Below are 16384 nucleotides of genomic sequence, written 5' to 3'. Positions count from 1 at the left end.
GGCGGTGCCGGGCCGTTCCGCGTCTCCGGCGCGGGTCGCGCCCTAGAATCGACTCATGCTCGAGAACCCACGCTCTCCCCGTGTCCGCTCGGTCGCGAAGCTCGCGTCGAAGTCGGCGCGCTCCGAGAGCGGGCTCTTCCTGCTCGAGGGGCCGCAGGCCGTGTCGGAGGCGCTGGCGTTCCGCCCCGAGCTCGTGATGGAGCTGTTCGCGACTCCGACGGCACTCGAGCGGCACCCCGAGGTCGCGGCGGCGGCGTCCGAGGCCGACCTCGACATCGAGTACGTCACCGAGGAGGTGCTCGACGCCATGGCCGACACGGTCACGCCGCAGGGGTTCGTCGCCGTGTGCCGCCAGTTCCCGACCGCCGTGAAAGACGTGTTCGCGGCCTCCCCGAAGCTCATCGCGATCCTCGAGGAGGTGCGCGACCCCGGCAACGCCGGCACCATCGTCAGGGCTGCGGATGCCGCGGGCGCCGACGCGGTCGTGTTCACGGGTCGCGCGGTCGACCTCTACAACCCCAAGGTCGTCCGCAGCTCGACGGGATCGATCTTCCACGTGCCCGTCGCGGTCGGGGCCGACCTCGCCGACGTGCTCGTGCGTGCGCGCGCCGCGGGCCTGACGGTGCTCGCCGCCGATGTGAAGGGCGACGACCTGCTGGCCGCCCGCACCGACGGCGTGCTCGCGAAGCCGACGGCGTGGCTGTTCGGCAATGAGGCCAGGGGGCTGCTCGACGAGCAGCTCGAGCTCGCCGACCGGGTCGTCACGGTGCCCATCTACGGGCATGCCGAGTCGATGAACCTCGCGACCGCGGCATCCGTCTGCCTGTACGAGAGCGCCTTCGCCCAGCGAAGTGCGTGACGCCGGTGCGGGTTACGAAAAGGTAACCAACCGGGCCCGTTCCTGATTTCGACACCCTTCTCACCCTAGTTTGGGGGGTATGGACCCGACCCAGCCTGCGCCGCCGACGTCGAACATCACGGTCCGTCGGGGCGAGCCCCTGGTCGTCGTCGAGCACGTCGACAAGCACTACGGCGAGCTCCACGTGCTGAACGACATCAACACGGTCGTGAACCGGGGCGAGGTGGTCGTGGTCATCGGGCCCAGCGGCTCGGGCAAGTCGACGCTGTGCCGGGCCATCAACCGCCTCGAGACGATCGACTCGGGTTCCATCTCGATCGACGGGCAGAAGCTGCCCGAAGAGGGCGCGGCGCTCGCGAAGCTCCGCGCCGACGTCGGCATGGTCTTCCAGTCGTTCAACCTGTTCGCGCACAAGACCGTGCTCGAGAACATCACGCTCGCCCCCACGCGGGTCAGGCGGATGTCGCGCAAGGCCGCCGAGTCCGAGGCCATGGAGCTGCTCGACCGCGTCGGCGTCGCCAACCAGGCGAAGAAGCTGCCCGCCCAGCTCTCGGGAGGCCAGCAGCAGCGCGTCGCGATCGCCCGCTCGCTCGCGATGAACCCCAAGCTCATCCTCATGGACGAGCCGACGAGCGCGCTCGACCCCGAGATGATCAACGAGGTGCTCGACGTCATGGTCGGCCTCGCGAAAGACGGCATGACCATGATCGTCGTGACCCACGAGATGGGCTTCGCCCGCAAGGCCGCCGACCGGGTGCTGTTCATGGCCGACGGCCGCATCGTCGAGGAGGCGACCCCGGCGGAGTTCTTCGACCACCCGACGTCGGATCGTGCGAAGGACTTCCTCTCGAAGATCCTCGACCACTAGACCTTGGTCGCCACGAGCGGCCGGGAACCACCACCCAGAAAGAGGCAACGGACATGACACGCATGAGAATCGCCCTCGTCGCGGCCGCAGCGGCCGCAGCACTGGCGCTGACGGGCTGCACCGGCGGCAGCGACGACGCCGGCTCCGACGAGCCGGCCCCCACCTTCGAGGCGGGCACCACGATGGCGCGGCTGCAGGAGGCCGGCACCATCACGATCGGCACCAAGTTCGACCAGCCGCTGTTCGGCCTGGTCGGGCCGTCGGGCGACCCCGAGGGCTTCGACGTCGAGATCGCGAAGATCATCGCCGACGAGCTCGGCATCGCCGAAGACAAGATCACCTGGACCGAGACGGTCTCGGCCAACCGCGAGCCGTTCATCGAGAGCGGCCAGGTCGACCTGGTCGTCGCGACGTACACGATCAACGACGACCGCAAGAAGGTCATCTCGTTCGCCGGCCCGTACTACCTGGCCGGTCAGTCGATCCTCGTGCTCGCCGACAACGACGACATCACGAGTGAAGACGACCTCGTCGGCCAGCCGGTCTGCTCGGTCACGGGCTCGACGCCCGCAGCGAACCTCAAGGAGCTGGGCGCCGAGGTCCTCGAGACCGACACGTACTCGAACTGCCTCGAGCCGCTCCGCAGCGGCAAGGTCGTCGCGGTCTCGACCGACAACGTCATCCTCGCCGGGCTCGCAGCCCAGAACGAGGGCGAGTTCAAGGTCGTGGGCGAGCCGTTCACCGAGGAGCCCTACGGCATCGGCGTGAAGCTCGACGACACCGACTTCCGCATGTTCATCAACGACGTGCTCGAGAAGGCGTACGAAGACGGACGCTACGAGGAGGCGTGGAACAAGACGGCCGGCACGGTGCTGCCGTACGTCGCACCGCCCGCGGTCGACCGCTACTGATCCGGACGCGTCCGGGCCCGTCGGGGTCCGGACGCGTTCCTCCCACCGAGAGGAACCGCGTGGACGTCGTCGTCGAGAACCTGCCGCTCTACCTCGAGGGCTTCAGCGTGACGCTGCTGCTGCTCGCCGTGGGCGGCATCGGGGCGCTCGTGCTGGGCACGGTCATCGCCGCGATGCGGATCTCCCCGATCGCGACGCTCCGCGTCGTCGCCACGGTCTACACCGAGATCATCCGCAACACCCCGCTGACGCTCGTCGTGATCTTCTGCGCGATCATCCTGCCGATCCTCGGGTCGGAGCTGCCCTACCTGATCGCCGGCATGATCGCGCTCGCGGTCTACACCTCGCCGTTCATCGCCGAGGCGCTGCGATCCGGCATCAACGGCGTGCCGATCGGCCAGGCTGAAGCCGCGCGCAGCCTCGGGCTCGGGTTCAGCCAGACGGTGTCGCTCATCGTGCTGCCGCAGGCGTTCCGCATGACCATCCCGCCGCTCATCAACGTGCTCATCGCCCTCACCAAGAACACGTCCGTCGTGGGCGGCGTCGGGTTCGTGAGCGAGCTGTTCGGTGTCGGTCGCACGCTCGCGAACGCGCACGGCGACGCCGTGATCGCCGTGCTCGTGGGCGTCGCGTTCTTCTACCTCCTCGTGACGGTGCCGCTCGGCTTCCTCGCGACCCGACTCGAGCGGAAGTGGGTGGTGCAGCGATGAGCGGTGCCGTCGTGCTCTTCGACGCCCCCGGCCCCAAGGCCAGGCGCCTGTCCCGCATCTTCTCCGTCGTCACGGCGATCGTCGTGGTCGCGGGCCTCGGGTGGGTGTTCGCGACGCTGAACGCCCCGCGCGAGTCCGGCGGCGTCACGCTGCCCGGCATGTTCGACCCGACCCGCTGGGACATCGTCACCGACCCCGAGATGTGGGGCTTCATCTTCACGGTCGGCGTGTGGGGAACCCTGCGCGCCGCCATCGTCGCGGCCGTGCTCGCGATCGCCCTCGGCGTGGTGCTCTCGCTCCTGCGGAGCTCGCCGATCGCCTGGATCCGCATCCCCACGGCCGTCGTCATCGAGTTCTTCCGCGGCATGCCCGTGCTGCTCATGATGCTCTTCATCCTGCTCGTCGCCGGAACCGGGCAGTACTGGGCCGTCGTCTCGGCGCTCGCGGTGTACAACGGAGCGCTCATCGGCGAGGCGCTCCGCGCCGGACTCGTCGCCCTGCCGAGGGGCCAGCGCGAGGCGGCGCTCAGCCTCGGCATGCGACCGCTGCAGTCGAAGATGCTCGTGGAGTTCCCGCAGGCGTTCCGCCAGATGCTGCCGATCATCGTCGCGCAGCTCGTGGTGCTGCTGAAGGACACCTCGCTCGCGTACATCGTCGGCTACCCCGAGCTGCTGCGCGTCACGCTCAACAACCTCGGCAGCTACTACGGCAACCGCTACCTGTTCACGCTGTGGTGCATCGCCTTCGTGCTCTACCTCGCGATGAACCTGACGCTGTCGTGGTTCGCGCGCTGGCTCGCCAAGCGCACCGACCGCCGGTACCACCCGGCGAAGGGCGGGCCGGCCCCCGAAGATCCGAGTCAGGCGCTGCTCGTCGCCGACGCGAACGCAGCGGCCATCGAAGACCGCAGCCCACGCTAGCCGGGACGACTAGACTCGTTCCTTGTGTCCGAGCCCCGTGAAATCACCGAGCAGTCCGTCGAGTCCGCCGTCGCCGCGGCGCTCGCCGCGATCGCCTCGGCCGGCGATTCCGCCGCGCTGAAGGCCGTCCGCGCCGAGCACACCGGCGAGAAGAGCGAACTCGCCCAGCTGAACGCAGAACTCCGCAACGTCCCCAACGACCAGAAGGCCGTACTCGGCAAGCTCGTCGGCGGGGCCCGTGGTCGCGTCAACCAGGCCTTCGCCGCCCGCGAGAGCGAGATCGTCGCCGCCGAGGCGGCGGCCGCGCTCGAGGCCGAGGCGGTGGATGTCACGGCGCTGCCGTCGCGCTACACCGCCGGCTCGCGGCATCCGCTGGCCCTGCTCGAAGACCGCGTGTGCGACGTCTTCACGGGCATGGGCTGGGAGATCGCCGAGGGTCCCGAGGTCGAGAGCGAGTGGTTCAACTTCGACGCGCTGAACTTCGACGCCGATCACCCGGCGCGCGCGATGCAGGACACCTTCTTCGTCGACCCGCCCGAGGAGCACCTCGTGATGCGCACGCACACGAGCCCCGTGCAGGTGCGCTCGATGCTCGACCGCGAGGTGCCGATCTACGTGCTCGCGCCGGGCCGCGTGTACCGCACCGACGAGTTCGACGCCACGCACCTGCCGGTCTTCATGCAGTTCGAGGGGCTCGCGGTCGACAAGGGCCTGACGATGGCCCACCTCAAGGGCACGCTCGACCACTTCGTGAAGTCGATCTTCGGCGACGAGGCCAAGGTGCGACTCCGCCCCAGCTACTTCCCGTTCACCGAGCCGTCGGCCGAACTCGACTTCTGGCACCCGACGTTCAAGTCGGGCCCCCGCTGGATCGAGTGGGGCGGGTGCGGCATGGTGCACCCGAACGTGCTCCGCTCGGCGGGCATCGACCCCGAGGTCTACACGGGGTTCGCGTTCGGCATGGGCATCGAGCGGGGCCTCATGCTCCGCAACGGCGTGCAGGACATGCGCGAGATGGTCGAGGGAGACATCCGGTTCTCCCAGCAGTTCGGAATGGTGGTCTGAAGACATGCGAGTGCCGCTGAGTTGGCTCGCCGAGTACGTCGAGCTCGTTCCCGGAACGACGCCCGAGCAGGTGCACGCCGCCCTGGTCGAGCTCGGACTCGAGGAGGAGGGCGTGCACACGTTCGACCTCGTCGGACCCATCGTCGTGGGCGAGGTGCTCGAGTTCGTCGAGGAGCCGCAGTCCAACGGCAAGACCATCCGCTGGTGCCAGGTGCGCGTCGCGCCCGACGGTGAGACCGCGGCCGACGGCGGGGAGGCCGTGCACGGCATCGTCTGCGGCGCCCGCAACTTCTTCGTCGGCGACAAGGTCGTGGTGACCCTGCCCGGCGCGGTGCTGCCCGGCCCGTTCCCCATCGCGGCGCGCAAGACCTACGGCCACGTGTCCGACGGCATGATCGCGTCGGCCCGCGAGCTGGGCCTCGGCGAAGACCACGACGGCATCCTGCGCCTCTCGACGCTCGGCATCGACGCACCCGTCGGCACCGACGCGATCGAGCTCCTCGGTCTCGACGACACGGCGGTCGAGCTGAACGTGACGCCCGACCGCGGCTACGCGTTCTCGATCCGCGGCGTGGCCCGCGAGTACTCGCACGCGACGGGTGCGGCGTTCCGCGACCCCGCGCTGGTCGTGCCCGCTCCGGATGCCGCGGCGTCGCCGTTCCCGGTCGAGATCCGCGACGACGCACCGATCCGCGGCCGCGCCGCGGTCGGCGTCTTCACGACGCAGATCGTGCGCGGGGTCGACCCGACCCGCCCGACGCCCGCGTGGATGATCGCGCGACTGAAGCTCGCCGGCATCCGTTCGCTCTCGCTGCTCGTCGACATCACGAACTACGTCATGCTCGAGTTCGGCCAGCCGACGCACGCCTACGACCTCGACAAGCTGCAGGGCGGCATCGTCGTGCGCCGGGCGGCTTCCGGCGAGAAGATCACCACGCTCGACGAGAAGGAGCGCACGCTCCACGCCGAAGACCTCCTGATCACCGACGACCGCGGCGGCATCGGCATCGCGGGCGTCATGGGCGGCGCCGAGACCGAGATCTCCGACACGACCACGAACGTGCTCATCGAGGCCGCGAACTTCGACCCCGTGTCGATCGCGCGCTCCGCACGTCGGCACAAGCTGCCGAGCGAGGCGTCCAAGCGCAACGAGCGCGGCGTCGACCCCGAGATCGCGGCCGCCGCCTCTGCGCGCGTCGCCCAGCTCATGGTCGAACTCGCCGGGGGCACCGCCGAGGGCGTGTCGGTCATCGCCGACGTGCCCGCGCGCCAGGCGATCGTGCTGCCGCGCGGCTTCGTGACCCGCGTCACGGGCGTCGACTACGACGACGCCGAGGTGCGTTCCGCGCTCGAGAAGATCGGCGCGACCGTCGCCGACCTCGGCGGTCACGACGGCGTCGACGACGGCTTCTCGGTGGTGCCGCCGTCGTGGCGCCCCGACCTGACCGGCCGCGAAGAGCTCGTCGAAGAGGTCGCACGCCTCGGCGGCTACGAGCGCATCCCGTCGGTGCTGCCCGTCGCCCCGCCCGGGCGAGGACTCACGCGCTCGCAGCGCATCCGGCGCCGGGTGTCCGACGCGCTCGCCGTCGGCGGAGCGACCGAGGTGCTCTCGTTCCCCTTCGCGAACGAGGCCGACAACCTGCAGTACGGCAGTGCCGACGGTTCGCCCGTCGCCTCCGTGCGCCTGGCGAACGCGCTCGACGCGACGAATCCGGTGCTGCGCCGATCGCTGCTGCCCGGCCTCATCGCGGCCGCCAAGCGCAACCGTTCGCGCGGACTCGTCGACCTCGGCCTGTTCGAGCAGGGGCTCGTGTTCCTGCCGGAGCTCGGTCGCGAGTACGGCACGCGCGACCTGCCCGTCGGCGCCTCGCTGCCCGACGACGAGACCGTCGCCGAGCTGAACGACGGCATCCCGCCGCAGCCCCGCCACGTCGCCGCGCTCTTCGTGGGCGAGACCGTGACGAAGCAGCCGGGTCAGGCCGCCGTGCCTGCGGGCATCGTCGACGCGCTCGACGCTGTTCGCCGCATCGGCCTCGCCGTCGGTGCGGAGTTCGAGATCGTGCAGGGGGCCCACCACGCGCTGCACCCGGGGCGCACGGCCGAACTGCGGGTCGAAGGACGCGCCGTCGGGTTCGCGGGCGAACTGCTGCCCGCGATCGCCGAAGAGGCCGACCTGCCCCGCGTGGTCGCGGTGTTCGAGCTCGACCTCGACGCCGTCATCGACCTCGCGACCGTACAGCCCGAGGCGCGCGCGATCGGCACGTTCCCGGCCGCGACGCAGGACCTCTCGCTCGTGGTCGACGCCGACGTTCCCGCTGCGGTCGTCGCGGCATCCGTCGTCGAGGGCGCCGGCGAGCTGCTCGAGGCGCTGCACCTCGTCGACGACTACCGCGGCCAGGGCGTGCCGGCAGGCTCGAAGAGCCTCACGTTCGCGCTGCGCTTCCGCGCCGCCGACCGCACGCTGACCGCGGCCGAGGCGAGCGAGGCGAAGCTCGCCGGCGCAGCCCTGGCGGGCGAGCGCACGGGCGCGGCCATCCGCGAGTAGCAGGAGGGCGTTCCCAGGGGATCGCCGGGTCGGGGCAGACGGATGCCGCGACCCGGCGGTACCCTGAGCCATGGCCGAGACGAAGACCGTTCCGACCGGCGCGTCCGTCGCCGAGTTCCTCGACGCGGTCGAACCCGCGGGCCGTCGCGAAGACGCGCTCGTGCTGCGCGAGCTGTTCGACCGGGTCACCGACACCGACGCGGTGATGTGGGGGCCGACGATCGTCGGCTACGGCCTGCAGCACTACACCTACGCCACGGGCCGCCAGGGCGACTGGCCGATCGTGGGCTTCTCGCCGCGCAAGGCGAACGTGTCGCTCTACGGGCTGCAACTGCCGGGCGGCGAGGAGCTCGTCGAGCGACTGGGCAAGGTCAAGCTCGGCGTCGACTGCATCTGGATCGGCCGGCTCGCGAACATCGACCTCGACGTGCTCGCGTCGCTCATCGATCGATCGTGGATCCACGCGCGAGGCTGATCCCGAGCATCACCGTCCCATTCGACGCGGACGGCGACCGTCGATGCCGACCCTCGAAGCCGACGGCGGTGGACGTGCCGACCGGCGGCCGTTCGGTTCAGGCCGAGGCGGACCCCGGGGTCGTGATCGCGACGCCCTCGGCCGTGCGCTCCGCCGAGGCGATGACCGCCTCGACGCCGAGGAGGAACAGGTCGCGGTCCTCGAGCCCGGCGAGCTCGACGCCGAGCTCGGCGATGCGCGGGTGCGTGCGGGGGTCCGCGAGGATGGGCCCGTCGAACCAGGGGCTCCGGCCGTCGTCGGTCGTGCCTCGTTCGCTTCGGCTGCGGGCGATGCCGGCGGCGGTCGCGAGCACGTTCGAGGCGAGCAGGGCGTAGTGGCGCACGAGTTCGTCGTCGGTGAGGCCGGCGTGCGCGAACGCGTCGAGCATGAGCTCGACGGCGTCGAGCTCGCCGGGCCCGTGGGTCGTGAGCACCACGGCCTCGACCGCGATCGCCGGGTGGGCCGTGAACAGGTCGAGGGTCGCCGCCGAGAGTTGGCGGAGGCGTGAACGCCAGTCGGCAGGGTCGGCGCTGACGGCGGCGACGGCGCGCGCGTTCAGCTCGTCGAGCAGCGCCTGCATGAGGGCTTCCTTGTTGCGGAAGTGCCGGTAGATCGCGGTCGGGTCGGCGCCGAGCCTGGTGCCGAGCTCGCGTACGGAGATGCTCGTCGCGCCCGTGCTCGCCGCGAGGTCGAGTCCGGCGGCCACGATGCTCTCGCGGTCGAGGCGCACCTTCGCGGCGCCCCGAGTCGCGGCTGCAGCCGCAGCGGCGCCCGTCGTGCTCGTCATGGCACCTGCCTTCTGTTCGCGTGGGTGGCACCATCCTGCCACGGGTCGCGGCCGCGGCTTCGAGGGCCTGCTGCGCGTCGTTTCGTCAGTGTAACGGATTGGTCAACAGTGATGTCAACACTGTTGACGTCAGGTTGCGGGCCAACTACTGTCGCCACCACACCAACGAAGAATGGAGGCGGATGTGGCTGTCGACGTCCTCTTCACCGGCGGGGCCGTGTTCACCGGAACCGGCTCGCCGCTCACCGCCCACGCCGTCGGCGTCTCGGGGGACCGCATCGTCGCGGTCGTGCCCGAGCACGAGACCGCAGACCTGATCGGCCCTGACACCCGTGTCGTCGACCTCGACGGCGCACTGCTCGCCCCCGGGTTCCAGGATGCGCACATCCACCCGGTCGGCGGCGGCGTCGAACTCCTGCAGTGCGACCTCTCCGGATCGGCGGATGCCGCGGACGCCGTCGCTCGAGTGGCCGCGTACGCGGCGGCGAACCCCGACGAGCCGTGGATCCTCGGCGGCGGATGGTCGATGGACCACTTCGCCGGGGGAGCACCCCTGAGGGGGCTGCTCGACGCCGTCGTGCCCGACCGGCCCGTGTTCCTCATGAGCCGCGACCACCACAGCGCCTGGGCGAACACGGCCGCGATCCGGCTCGCCGGACTCGACGCGACGATGCCCGACCCGGCTGACGGCCGTATCGAGCGCGAAGCCGACGGCAGCCCGGCCGGCACCTTCCACGAGGGGGCCGGCGACCTGTTCGCCGAGGTGCGCCCGGTCGGCAGCGACGACCTCTCGTACCGCGGCCTGCTGCGCGCACAGGAACAGCTCATCTCGCTCGGCATCACCGGGTGGCAGGACGCGCTCGTCGCGGGTGCCGCGGCGGGCATCACCGACCCGCTCGCGGCGTACCTCCGCGCGGTCGACGAGGGCACCCTCCTGGTGCACGTCGTCGGTGCCCAGTGGTGGGAGCGCTCGGGCGGACTCGACCAGGTCGACCGCATGGTGGGCCTCCGCGACGAGATCGCCGCGCGCGGCCACCAGGAGCGTCTGTCGCTCGGCACCGTGAAGATGATGGTCGACGGCGTCGCCGAGAACCAGACCGCCGCGATGCTCGCCCCCTACCGCGATGCCCACGGTCACGACACCGACAACAGCGGCATCTCGTTCATCGACCCGCAGGTGCTCCAGGGCGCCGTCACGCAGTTGGATGCCGCGGGCATGCAGGTGCACTTCCACGCCCTCGGCGACCGCGCCGTGCGCGAGGCGCTCGACGCGGTCGAGGCCGCGCGCGCCGAGAACGGCCCGAGCGACGGCCGACACCACCTCGCGCACCTCCAGGTCGTCGCCGAGGCCGACGCGGCCAGGTTCGCCGAGCTCGACGCCGTCGCGAACCTGCAGGCGCTCTGGGCGACGCACGAGGACCAGATCGACATCCTGACCCTGCCGTTCCTCCAGGACGGCGCCGAGTCGCGGCAGTATCCGTTCGGCGACCTCCAGCGCGGCGGCGCCAGGCTCGCGGCGGGCAGCGACTGGCCCGTGTCGTCGGCCGACCCGCTCGCCGCGATCCACATCGCGGTCACACGCGTCGCCCCTGGCATCGACGCCGAGCCGCTCGGCGGCGCGCACCAGCGTCTCGACCTCGCCACGGCGATGGCCGCATACACGTCGGGCAGCGCCTACGTGAACCACCGCGATCACGACACCGGGCATGTGCGCGAGGGATACCTCGCGAACGTCGTCGTCATCGAGCCCGACCCCTTCACCCTCGCCGACGACGAGCTGCACCGCGCCGCGGTCGCCTCCACGTGGATCGCCGGCGAACCCGTCTACGTCCGCACCGAGAACCACCTGAGGAGCCCCGCATGACCATCATCCGATCCCGCGCCGGTCGACGCGGCGTCCTGCTCGTCGCCGCGCTCTCCGCCGGTGCGCTCGCGCTCACCGGCTGCACGCCCGAACCCGCGACGTCGCAGACGGCACCCGAATGGGAGCTCACGGCGCGCACGGCCGCGCCGTCGGGCGACATCGACTCGTTCAGCTGGGCGAGCTACGCCGAGCCGTACTCGCTCGACTACGCCTACGCGTTCGACTACGCCGACAACCAGGTGCTCGCGAACGTCTGCGAGTCGCTGCTGCGACTGAACCCCGACTACACGCTCACCCCGGGCCTGGCGGAGTCCTTCGAGCGCCCCACGCCCACGACCTGGGTGTACACGATCCGCGACGGCGTGACCTTCCACGACGGAACCCCGCTCACGGCGGCCGACGTCGTCGCGTCGATGAGCCGCCACCTCGACCCTGCGGTCGGCTCGTCGTGGTACTCCGTCTACCAGAACGTGACCTCGATCGAGCAGACCGGCGACCGCGAGGTGACCGTCACGACCGCGATCCCCGACAGCCAGTTCAACCTGGGCATGGGCGGCTCGGCCGGCGTCGTCGAGTCGGCGGCGACGCTCGAGGAGAAGGGCGCCGACTACGGCAACTCGACCGGGCTCGTGAACTGCACCGGTCCGTTCGAGCTCACCGAGTGGAAGTCGGGCGAGTCGATCACGCTGACGCGCTACGACGACTACTGGGACGACGCGCTGAAGGCGAAGTCGGGCGAGGTGGAGTTCGTCTTCCTCAACGACGCGACCGCACGCGTGAACGCCATGACGTCGGGCGACGTCGACGGCGGCTGGATGCTGCCGGTCGACGGCATCGCCCAGCTGCAGGCCACGTCGGGCGAGGTCTCGTTCGGCCTCAGCACCGCGGCATCCGACCTCATCGTCTCGAACCTCGAGGGCCCGCTCGGCGACGTCCGCGTGCGCAAGGCGCTGCTCATGGCGCTCAACCGCGACGGCATCCTCGAAGCCGCGGCCAAGGGCTACGGCGAGGTCTCGAACGCCCTGACCACCGAGTCGGTCTGGGGCGAGGCATCGGAGGCCACTCGCGCCGCGGCGTTCGACGGGCTCGAGGAGTACCCGTACGACGTCGAGGCCGCCAAGAAGCTCGTCGAGGAGGCGGGCGCCACCGGCCAGAAGATCGTCATCGCGACCGCGCCGATCAGCAACGACTTCGCGGTCATCTCGCAGGCGACGGTGGCCGCCGCCAAGTCGATCGGGCTCGACGCCGAGATCGAGACCGTCACGCCCAACGCGTACACCGCGCTGTTCTCCGACCCGAGCGCACGCGAGGGCATCGACCTGTTCTACACGATCTGGTACCTCTCGAGCCCAGACCCGCTCGAGATGTACGCCGTGCTCCGCACGGGGGAGTTCAGCAACTACGGCAACTGGAGCGACCCCGAGTTCGACGCGATCGCGAACGAGGCCGTCGGCATCGACGACGCCGAGGCGCGGGCGCAGAAGTCGGCCGAGCTGCAGCGGATCGCCAACGAGCAGCTGCCGTGGCTGCCGCTGTTCACCGGTCCGACGACGGTCTACCAGGGTGAGCGCATCACGGGCGTCGCCCCGTCGATCGCCTACCTCTACTACCCCTGGGCGGCGGAAATTGGCGCTCGATAGCTCGACGGTCGCGGTCGCCGCGCAACGCGCGGCGGCCGCGGGCCCCGGGGGCGGCGGCCGGTTCTCGGCCGCGGGCGTCCGCCGCGTCGCCGGCAAGCTCGGCGGCCTGCTGCTGACGCTGTTCCTCGCGTCGCTGCTCGTGTTCTTCTCCCGGTTCCTCGTGCCGGGCGACCCGGTCACGTTCCTGCTCCGCGGGCGCAAGCCGAGCCCCGAGGCGATCGCCCAGGTCACCGCGCAGTTCGGGCTCGACCTGCCGCCGTGGCAGCAGTACCTGAACTGGGTCGCGGGCGCTCTGCACGGCGATTTCGGCCGGTCGTTGCAGTACCGGCAGGATGTCGCGACCGTGGTCGGCGAGCGACTGCCGGTGACCCTCATGCTCGTCGTGATGTCGGGCCTGCTGATCGCGATCGTCGGCCTCACCGCCGGTATCGTCGCAGCGCTGAACAAGGGCCGGGCACTCGATCGGGTCACGCTCGTCGGCTTGACCGTGCTGAGCGCGATCCCGTCGTTCGTCGGGTCGATCGTGCTGATCTCCGTCTTCGCCGTGCAGTCGGGCTGGTTCCCGACGTTCGGCACCGGCGAGGGGTTCGGCGACACCGTCTACCACCTGGTGCTGCCCTCGATCGCGCTCGCGATCGTGTTCGTCGTGCTCGTGGGCAAGGTGACGAGGTCCTCGATGGTCGAGCAGCTCGGCCGCGAGCACGTCGAGGTCGCGACGAGTCGCGGTCTGAAGCGCGGCACCGTGATCCGGCGGCACGTCTTCCGCAACGCGCTCGGCCCGATCCTCACGGTCAGCGGCGTGCTCGTCGCCGGCCTGCTCGTGGCGAGCACGATCGTCGAGGCCGCGTTCGGACTCGCGGGCATCGGCTCGCTGCTCGTGCAATCGGTCGACCGCCTCGACTTCCCGGTCGTGCAGGCGATCGTGATGCTCGTCGTGACCGCCTTCGTCGTGGTCAACGCGATCATCGACATCCTCGAACCCGTGATCGATCCCCGATCCGCCGCAGGAGCTGCTGCCAGATGATCCCGACCCCCACGCTCACGCTGAAGGCGCTCCGCGCTCCGCGCCCCCGCATCGGCAGCCGCACCTTCGTCGTCGCGGTGCTCGTGCTGGCGACGATGACCCTCGCGGCGCTGTTCGCGCCGTTCGTCGCCCCGTATCCGCCCGATGCGCTGGACTTCTCCGCGGTCAACGCCGGGCCGAGCGCCGCGCACTGGCTCGGCACCGACGGACTCGGACGCGACCTGTTGAGCCGGCTCGTGTACGGCGCGCGCACCGCGCTGCTCGGCCCGCTGCTCGTCGTGATCGGCTCGACGATCATCGGCATGCTGCTCGGCCTCCTGGCCGGGTGGCGCGGAGGTTGGTACGACGCCGTGCTCGGGCGCGTGTTCGACGTGCTGTTCGCGTTCCCGTCGCTGCTGCTCGCGATCCTCGCGGTCGCCCTGTTCGGCAAGGGCCTCATCGCCCCGGTCATCGCGATGAGCATCGCGTACGCGCCGTTCGTCGCGCGGCTCACGCGCGCGCTCGTGAAGGCCGAGCGTACGCGGCCCTATGTCGCGGCCTATCGGGTCGCGGGCTTCGGCGGCGCGTTCATCGCGCTGCGCCGGGTGCTGCCGAACGTGATGCCGATCGTCGGCGCCCAGTCCACCCTCAACTTCGGCTACGTGCTCGCCGAGCTCGCGGGCCTGTCGTTCCTCGGGCTCGGCGTGCAACCGCCCACGCCCGACTGGGGCGCGATGATCAACGAGGCGCAGGCCGGCATCGTCGGCGGGCACTTCCTGCCCGCGATCGTGCCGGCGGTCGCCGTCGTGATCGTGGTCGTCGCCGTGAACATCATCGGAGAAGAGCTCTCCGACCGCATCGGAGGCGCCGACCTCCCATGAAGAACGAGTCGCACATGAATCTGCCCGAAGCCGGCCCTGCGAGCCTGCTGGACATCCACGACCTGACCCTCGACCTCGCCGACGGCGGGCGACTCCTGCACGGCATCTCGCTCGCCGTGGCGGCGGGAGAGACGGTCGGCCTGGTGGGCGAGTCGGGCTCCGGCAAGTCGCTCACCGCCCGCACGGTGCTCGGCCTCACGCCCGACCGGTCGCAGCTCGGCGGACGGGTCGTGCTCGACGGGCGGGAGGTGATCGGTGCGTCCAAGGGCGAGGTGCTCGACCTCCGCCGGCACGCCGCGGCGATGATCTTCCAGGATCCGCGAGCGGGCATCAACCCGATGCGCACGATCGGCGACCACATGACCGAGACGCTGCGCCGGTGCGAGGGGCTCTCGCGGACCGCGGCCGACGAGCGCGCCCTCGAACTGCTCGAGGCCGTGCGGCTGCCGCGACCTGCCGAGCACCTGAAGCAGTACCCGCACGAGTTCTCGGGCGGCATGCTGCAACGCGTCATGATCGCGGGCGCGCTCACGAGCTCGCCGAAGCTCCTCGTGTGCGACGAGCCGACGACGGCGCTGGATGTCACGACGCAGGCCGAGATCATCCGCGTGCTCGTCGAGCAGCGCGAACGACGTGGCATGGGCATGCTCTTCATCACGCACGACCTCAACCTCGCGGCCTCGATCTGCGACCGGGTCGTCGTGATGAGCGCCGGACGCGTCGAGGAGCACGGACCGGCGCTCCGCGTCTTCACCGACCCGCAGGCGGCGTACACGCGCAAGCTCGTCGCGGCCACGCCGACGCTCGCGGCGCCGCGGCCGGCCGTGCCCGCCGTCGACGACGAGCCTTCGGCGACGGATGCCGCGGCCGCGCCCCATCCGTCGGGAGCGGCGTCGTCCACCGCCCCGCTGCTCTCGGCGCGCGGACTCTCGAAGACGTACCACCGCAGGGGCAAGCCGTCGGTCGTCGCCGTCGCGGAGGCCACGTTCGACCTCGCCGCCGGCGAGGCGCTCGCGGTCGTGGGGGAGTCAGGTTCGGGCAAGTCCACGCTCGCCCGCATGATCGTGGGGCTCGAGCAGAGCGACTCGGGCGAGCTGGTGATCGACGGCCGCGAGCGCACGGCCGTACCGGGCAACCGCGTCGAGCGGCTCGCGCATGCGAAGAGCGTGCAGATGGTCTTCCAGGACCCGTACCTGTCGCTGGACCCGCGCATCACCGCCGGTCGGGCGATCTCCGACGCGCTGCGCCTGCACACCGGGCGCCGAACGGCCGCGGCCCGCGGCCGCGCGATCGAGCTGCTGGAGCAGGTCGGACTCACGGCCGCGCACGCCGACGCCCGACCGCGCACCCTCTCGGGCGGTCAGCGACAGCGCGTCGCCATCGCCCGGGCGCTCGCGATCGAGCCCGACGTGCTCGTCATGGACGAGGCGACGAGCGCGCTCGACGTCTCGGTGCAGGCGCAGGTGCTCGACCTCGTCGCCGCGCTGCGTCGCGAGCGCGGGCTCACGGTGCTCTTCATCAGCCACGACCTCGCGGTCGTGCGCCGGGTCTGCGAGCAGACGCTCGTCATGCGGCAGGGCGAGATCGTCGAGCGCGGGGCCACGTCCGAACTGCTCGACGCCCCGCGGCATCCGTACACGCGGCTGCTCCTCGACTCGGTGCCGCGGCCCGTCGGCGAGCAGGCGGCGGCCGCGGTCGCGTAGCCGGGCGCCCGGCGCCGGGCGCCGCAACGCGCGGACGCCGAAACGCACGAACGCCGCGGCGGGGGGCGGCCCCCGCGGGGGGGGGGGGGGGGGGCGGGGGCGCCGGGGGGGGGC

General features: G+C 71.2%; 14 protein-coding genes. 13 read left to right on the top strand and 1 reads right to left on the bottom strand.

Going from position 1 to position 16384, the window contains the following annotated elements:
• The first annotated feature begins 55 nt into the window (after positions 1-55).
• The 8 genes from GQR16_RS07370 (at position 56) to GQR16_RS07335 (ending at position 8353) form a co-directional block, all read left to right on the top strand.
• Complete coding sequence (locus tag GQR16_RS07370; protein WP_157414519.1) at positions 56-859, top strand: TrmH family RNA methyltransferase; 804 nt, start codon at positions 56-58, stop codon at positions 857-859.
• A gap of 79 nt (positions 860-938) precedes the next feature.
• Positions 939-1727, top strand: a complete 789-nt coding sequence (locus GQR16_RS07365; protein WP_157414518.1) for an amino acid ABC transporter ATP-binding protein — start codon at positions 939-941, stop codon at positions 1725-1727.
• Between the two features lie 53 nt (positions 1728-1780).
• Complete coding sequence (locus GQR16_RS07360) at positions 1781-2638, top strand: glutamate ABC transporter substrate-binding protein (RefSeq protein WP_157414517.1); 858 nt, start codon at positions 1781-1783, stop codon at positions 2636-2638.
• A gap of 59 nt (positions 2639-2697) precedes the next feature.
• Entirely contained in the window at positions 2698-3348 is a 651-nt protein-coding gene (locus GQR16_RS07355; RefSeq protein WP_157414516.1) for an amino acid ABC transporter permease, read from the top strand.
• Positions 3345-4268, top strand: a complete 924-nt coding sequence (locus GQR16_RS07350) for an amino acid ABC transporter permease (protein ID WP_157414515.1) — start codon at positions 3345-3347, stop codon at positions 4266-4268. The genes GQR16_RS07355 and GQR16_RS07350 overlap by 4 nt, the downstream gene beginning before the upstream one ends.
• A gap of 24 nt (positions 4269-4292) precedes the next feature.
• A complete protein-coding gene (gene pheS / locus GQR16_RS07345; protein ID WP_157414514.1) occupies positions 4293-5333 on the top strand; it encodes a phenylalanine--tRNA ligase subunit alpha in 1041 nt (346 codons plus the stop codon).
• 4 nt (positions 5334-5337) lie between these two features.
• Positions 5338-7878 (top strand): phenylalanine--tRNA ligase subunit beta, encoded by a 2541-nt coding sequence (gene pheT / locus GQR16_RS07340; protein WP_157414513.1) that lies wholly within the window; start codon positions 5338-5340, stop codon positions 7876-7878.
• Positions 7879-7948: 70 nt separating this feature from the next.
• The gene (locus GQR16_RS07335) at positions 7949-8353 is read left to right on the top strand and encodes a DUF1801 domain-containing protein (protein WP_157414512.1); all 405 of its coding nucleotides are present in this window, start codon (positions 7949-7951) and stop codon (positions 8351-8353) included.
• Between the two features lie 97 nt (positions 8354-8450).
• Here the strand turns inward: GQR16_RS07335 and GQR16_RS07330 are convergent, their stop codons facing one another.
• Entirely contained in the window at positions 8451-9179 is a 729-nt protein-coding gene (locus GQR16_RS07330; RefSeq protein WP_157414511.1) for a TetR/AcrR family transcriptional regulator, read from the bottom strand.
• A 184-nt stretch (positions 9180-9363) separates the two neighbouring features.
• Between GQR16_RS07330 and GQR16_RS07325 the strand changes: the two genes are divergently transcribed.
• The 5 genes from GQR16_RS07325 to GQR16_RS07305 are packed head-to-tail and all read left to right on the top strand — an operon-like array spanning position 9364 to position 16270.
• Entirely contained in the window at positions 9364-11043 is a 1680-nt protein-coding gene (locus GQR16_RS07325) for an amidohydrolase (RefSeq protein WP_246200626.1), read from the top strand.
• Positions 11040-12683, top strand: a complete 1644-nt coding sequence (locus GQR16_RS07320) for an ABC transporter substrate-binding protein (RefSeq protein WP_157414509.1) — start codon at positions 11040-11042, stop codon at positions 12681-12683. The genes GQR16_RS07325 and GQR16_RS07320 overlap by 4 nt, the downstream gene beginning before the upstream one ends.
• Complete coding sequence (locus tag GQR16_RS07315; protein ID WP_157414508.1) at positions 12670-13707, top strand: ABC transporter permease; 1038 nt, start codon at positions 12670-12672, stop codon at positions 13705-13707. The genes GQR16_RS07320 and GQR16_RS07315 overlap by 14 nt, the downstream gene beginning before the upstream one ends.
• On the top strand, positions 13704-14567 hold the full coding sequence (locus GQR16_RS07310; protein ID WP_157414507.1) for an ABC transporter permease: 864 nt from the start codon (positions 13704-13706) through the stop codon (positions 14565-14567). Before GQR16_RS07315 ends, GQR16_RS07310 begins: the two co-directional genes overlap by 4 nt.
• A 14-nt stretch (positions 14568-14581) precedes the next feature.
• Positions 14582-16270: a dipeptide ABC transporter ATP-binding protein gene (locus tag GQR16_RS07305; RefSeq protein WP_157414506.1), complete on the top strand. Its 1689-nt coding sequence runs from the start codon at positions 14582-14584 to the stop codon at positions 16268-16270.
• The last annotated feature ends 114 nt before the right edge of the window (positions 16271-16384 follow it).

The organism is Agromyces allii, assembly GCF_009749385.1.
GTDB classification, from domain to species: Bacteria; Actinomycetota; Actinomycetes; order Actinomycetales; family Microbacteriaceae; genus Agromyces; species Agromyces allii.
The sequence above is the reverse complement of the archived record's forward strand: the minus strand, read 5'-3'. Positions and strand labels throughout refer to the sequence as shown.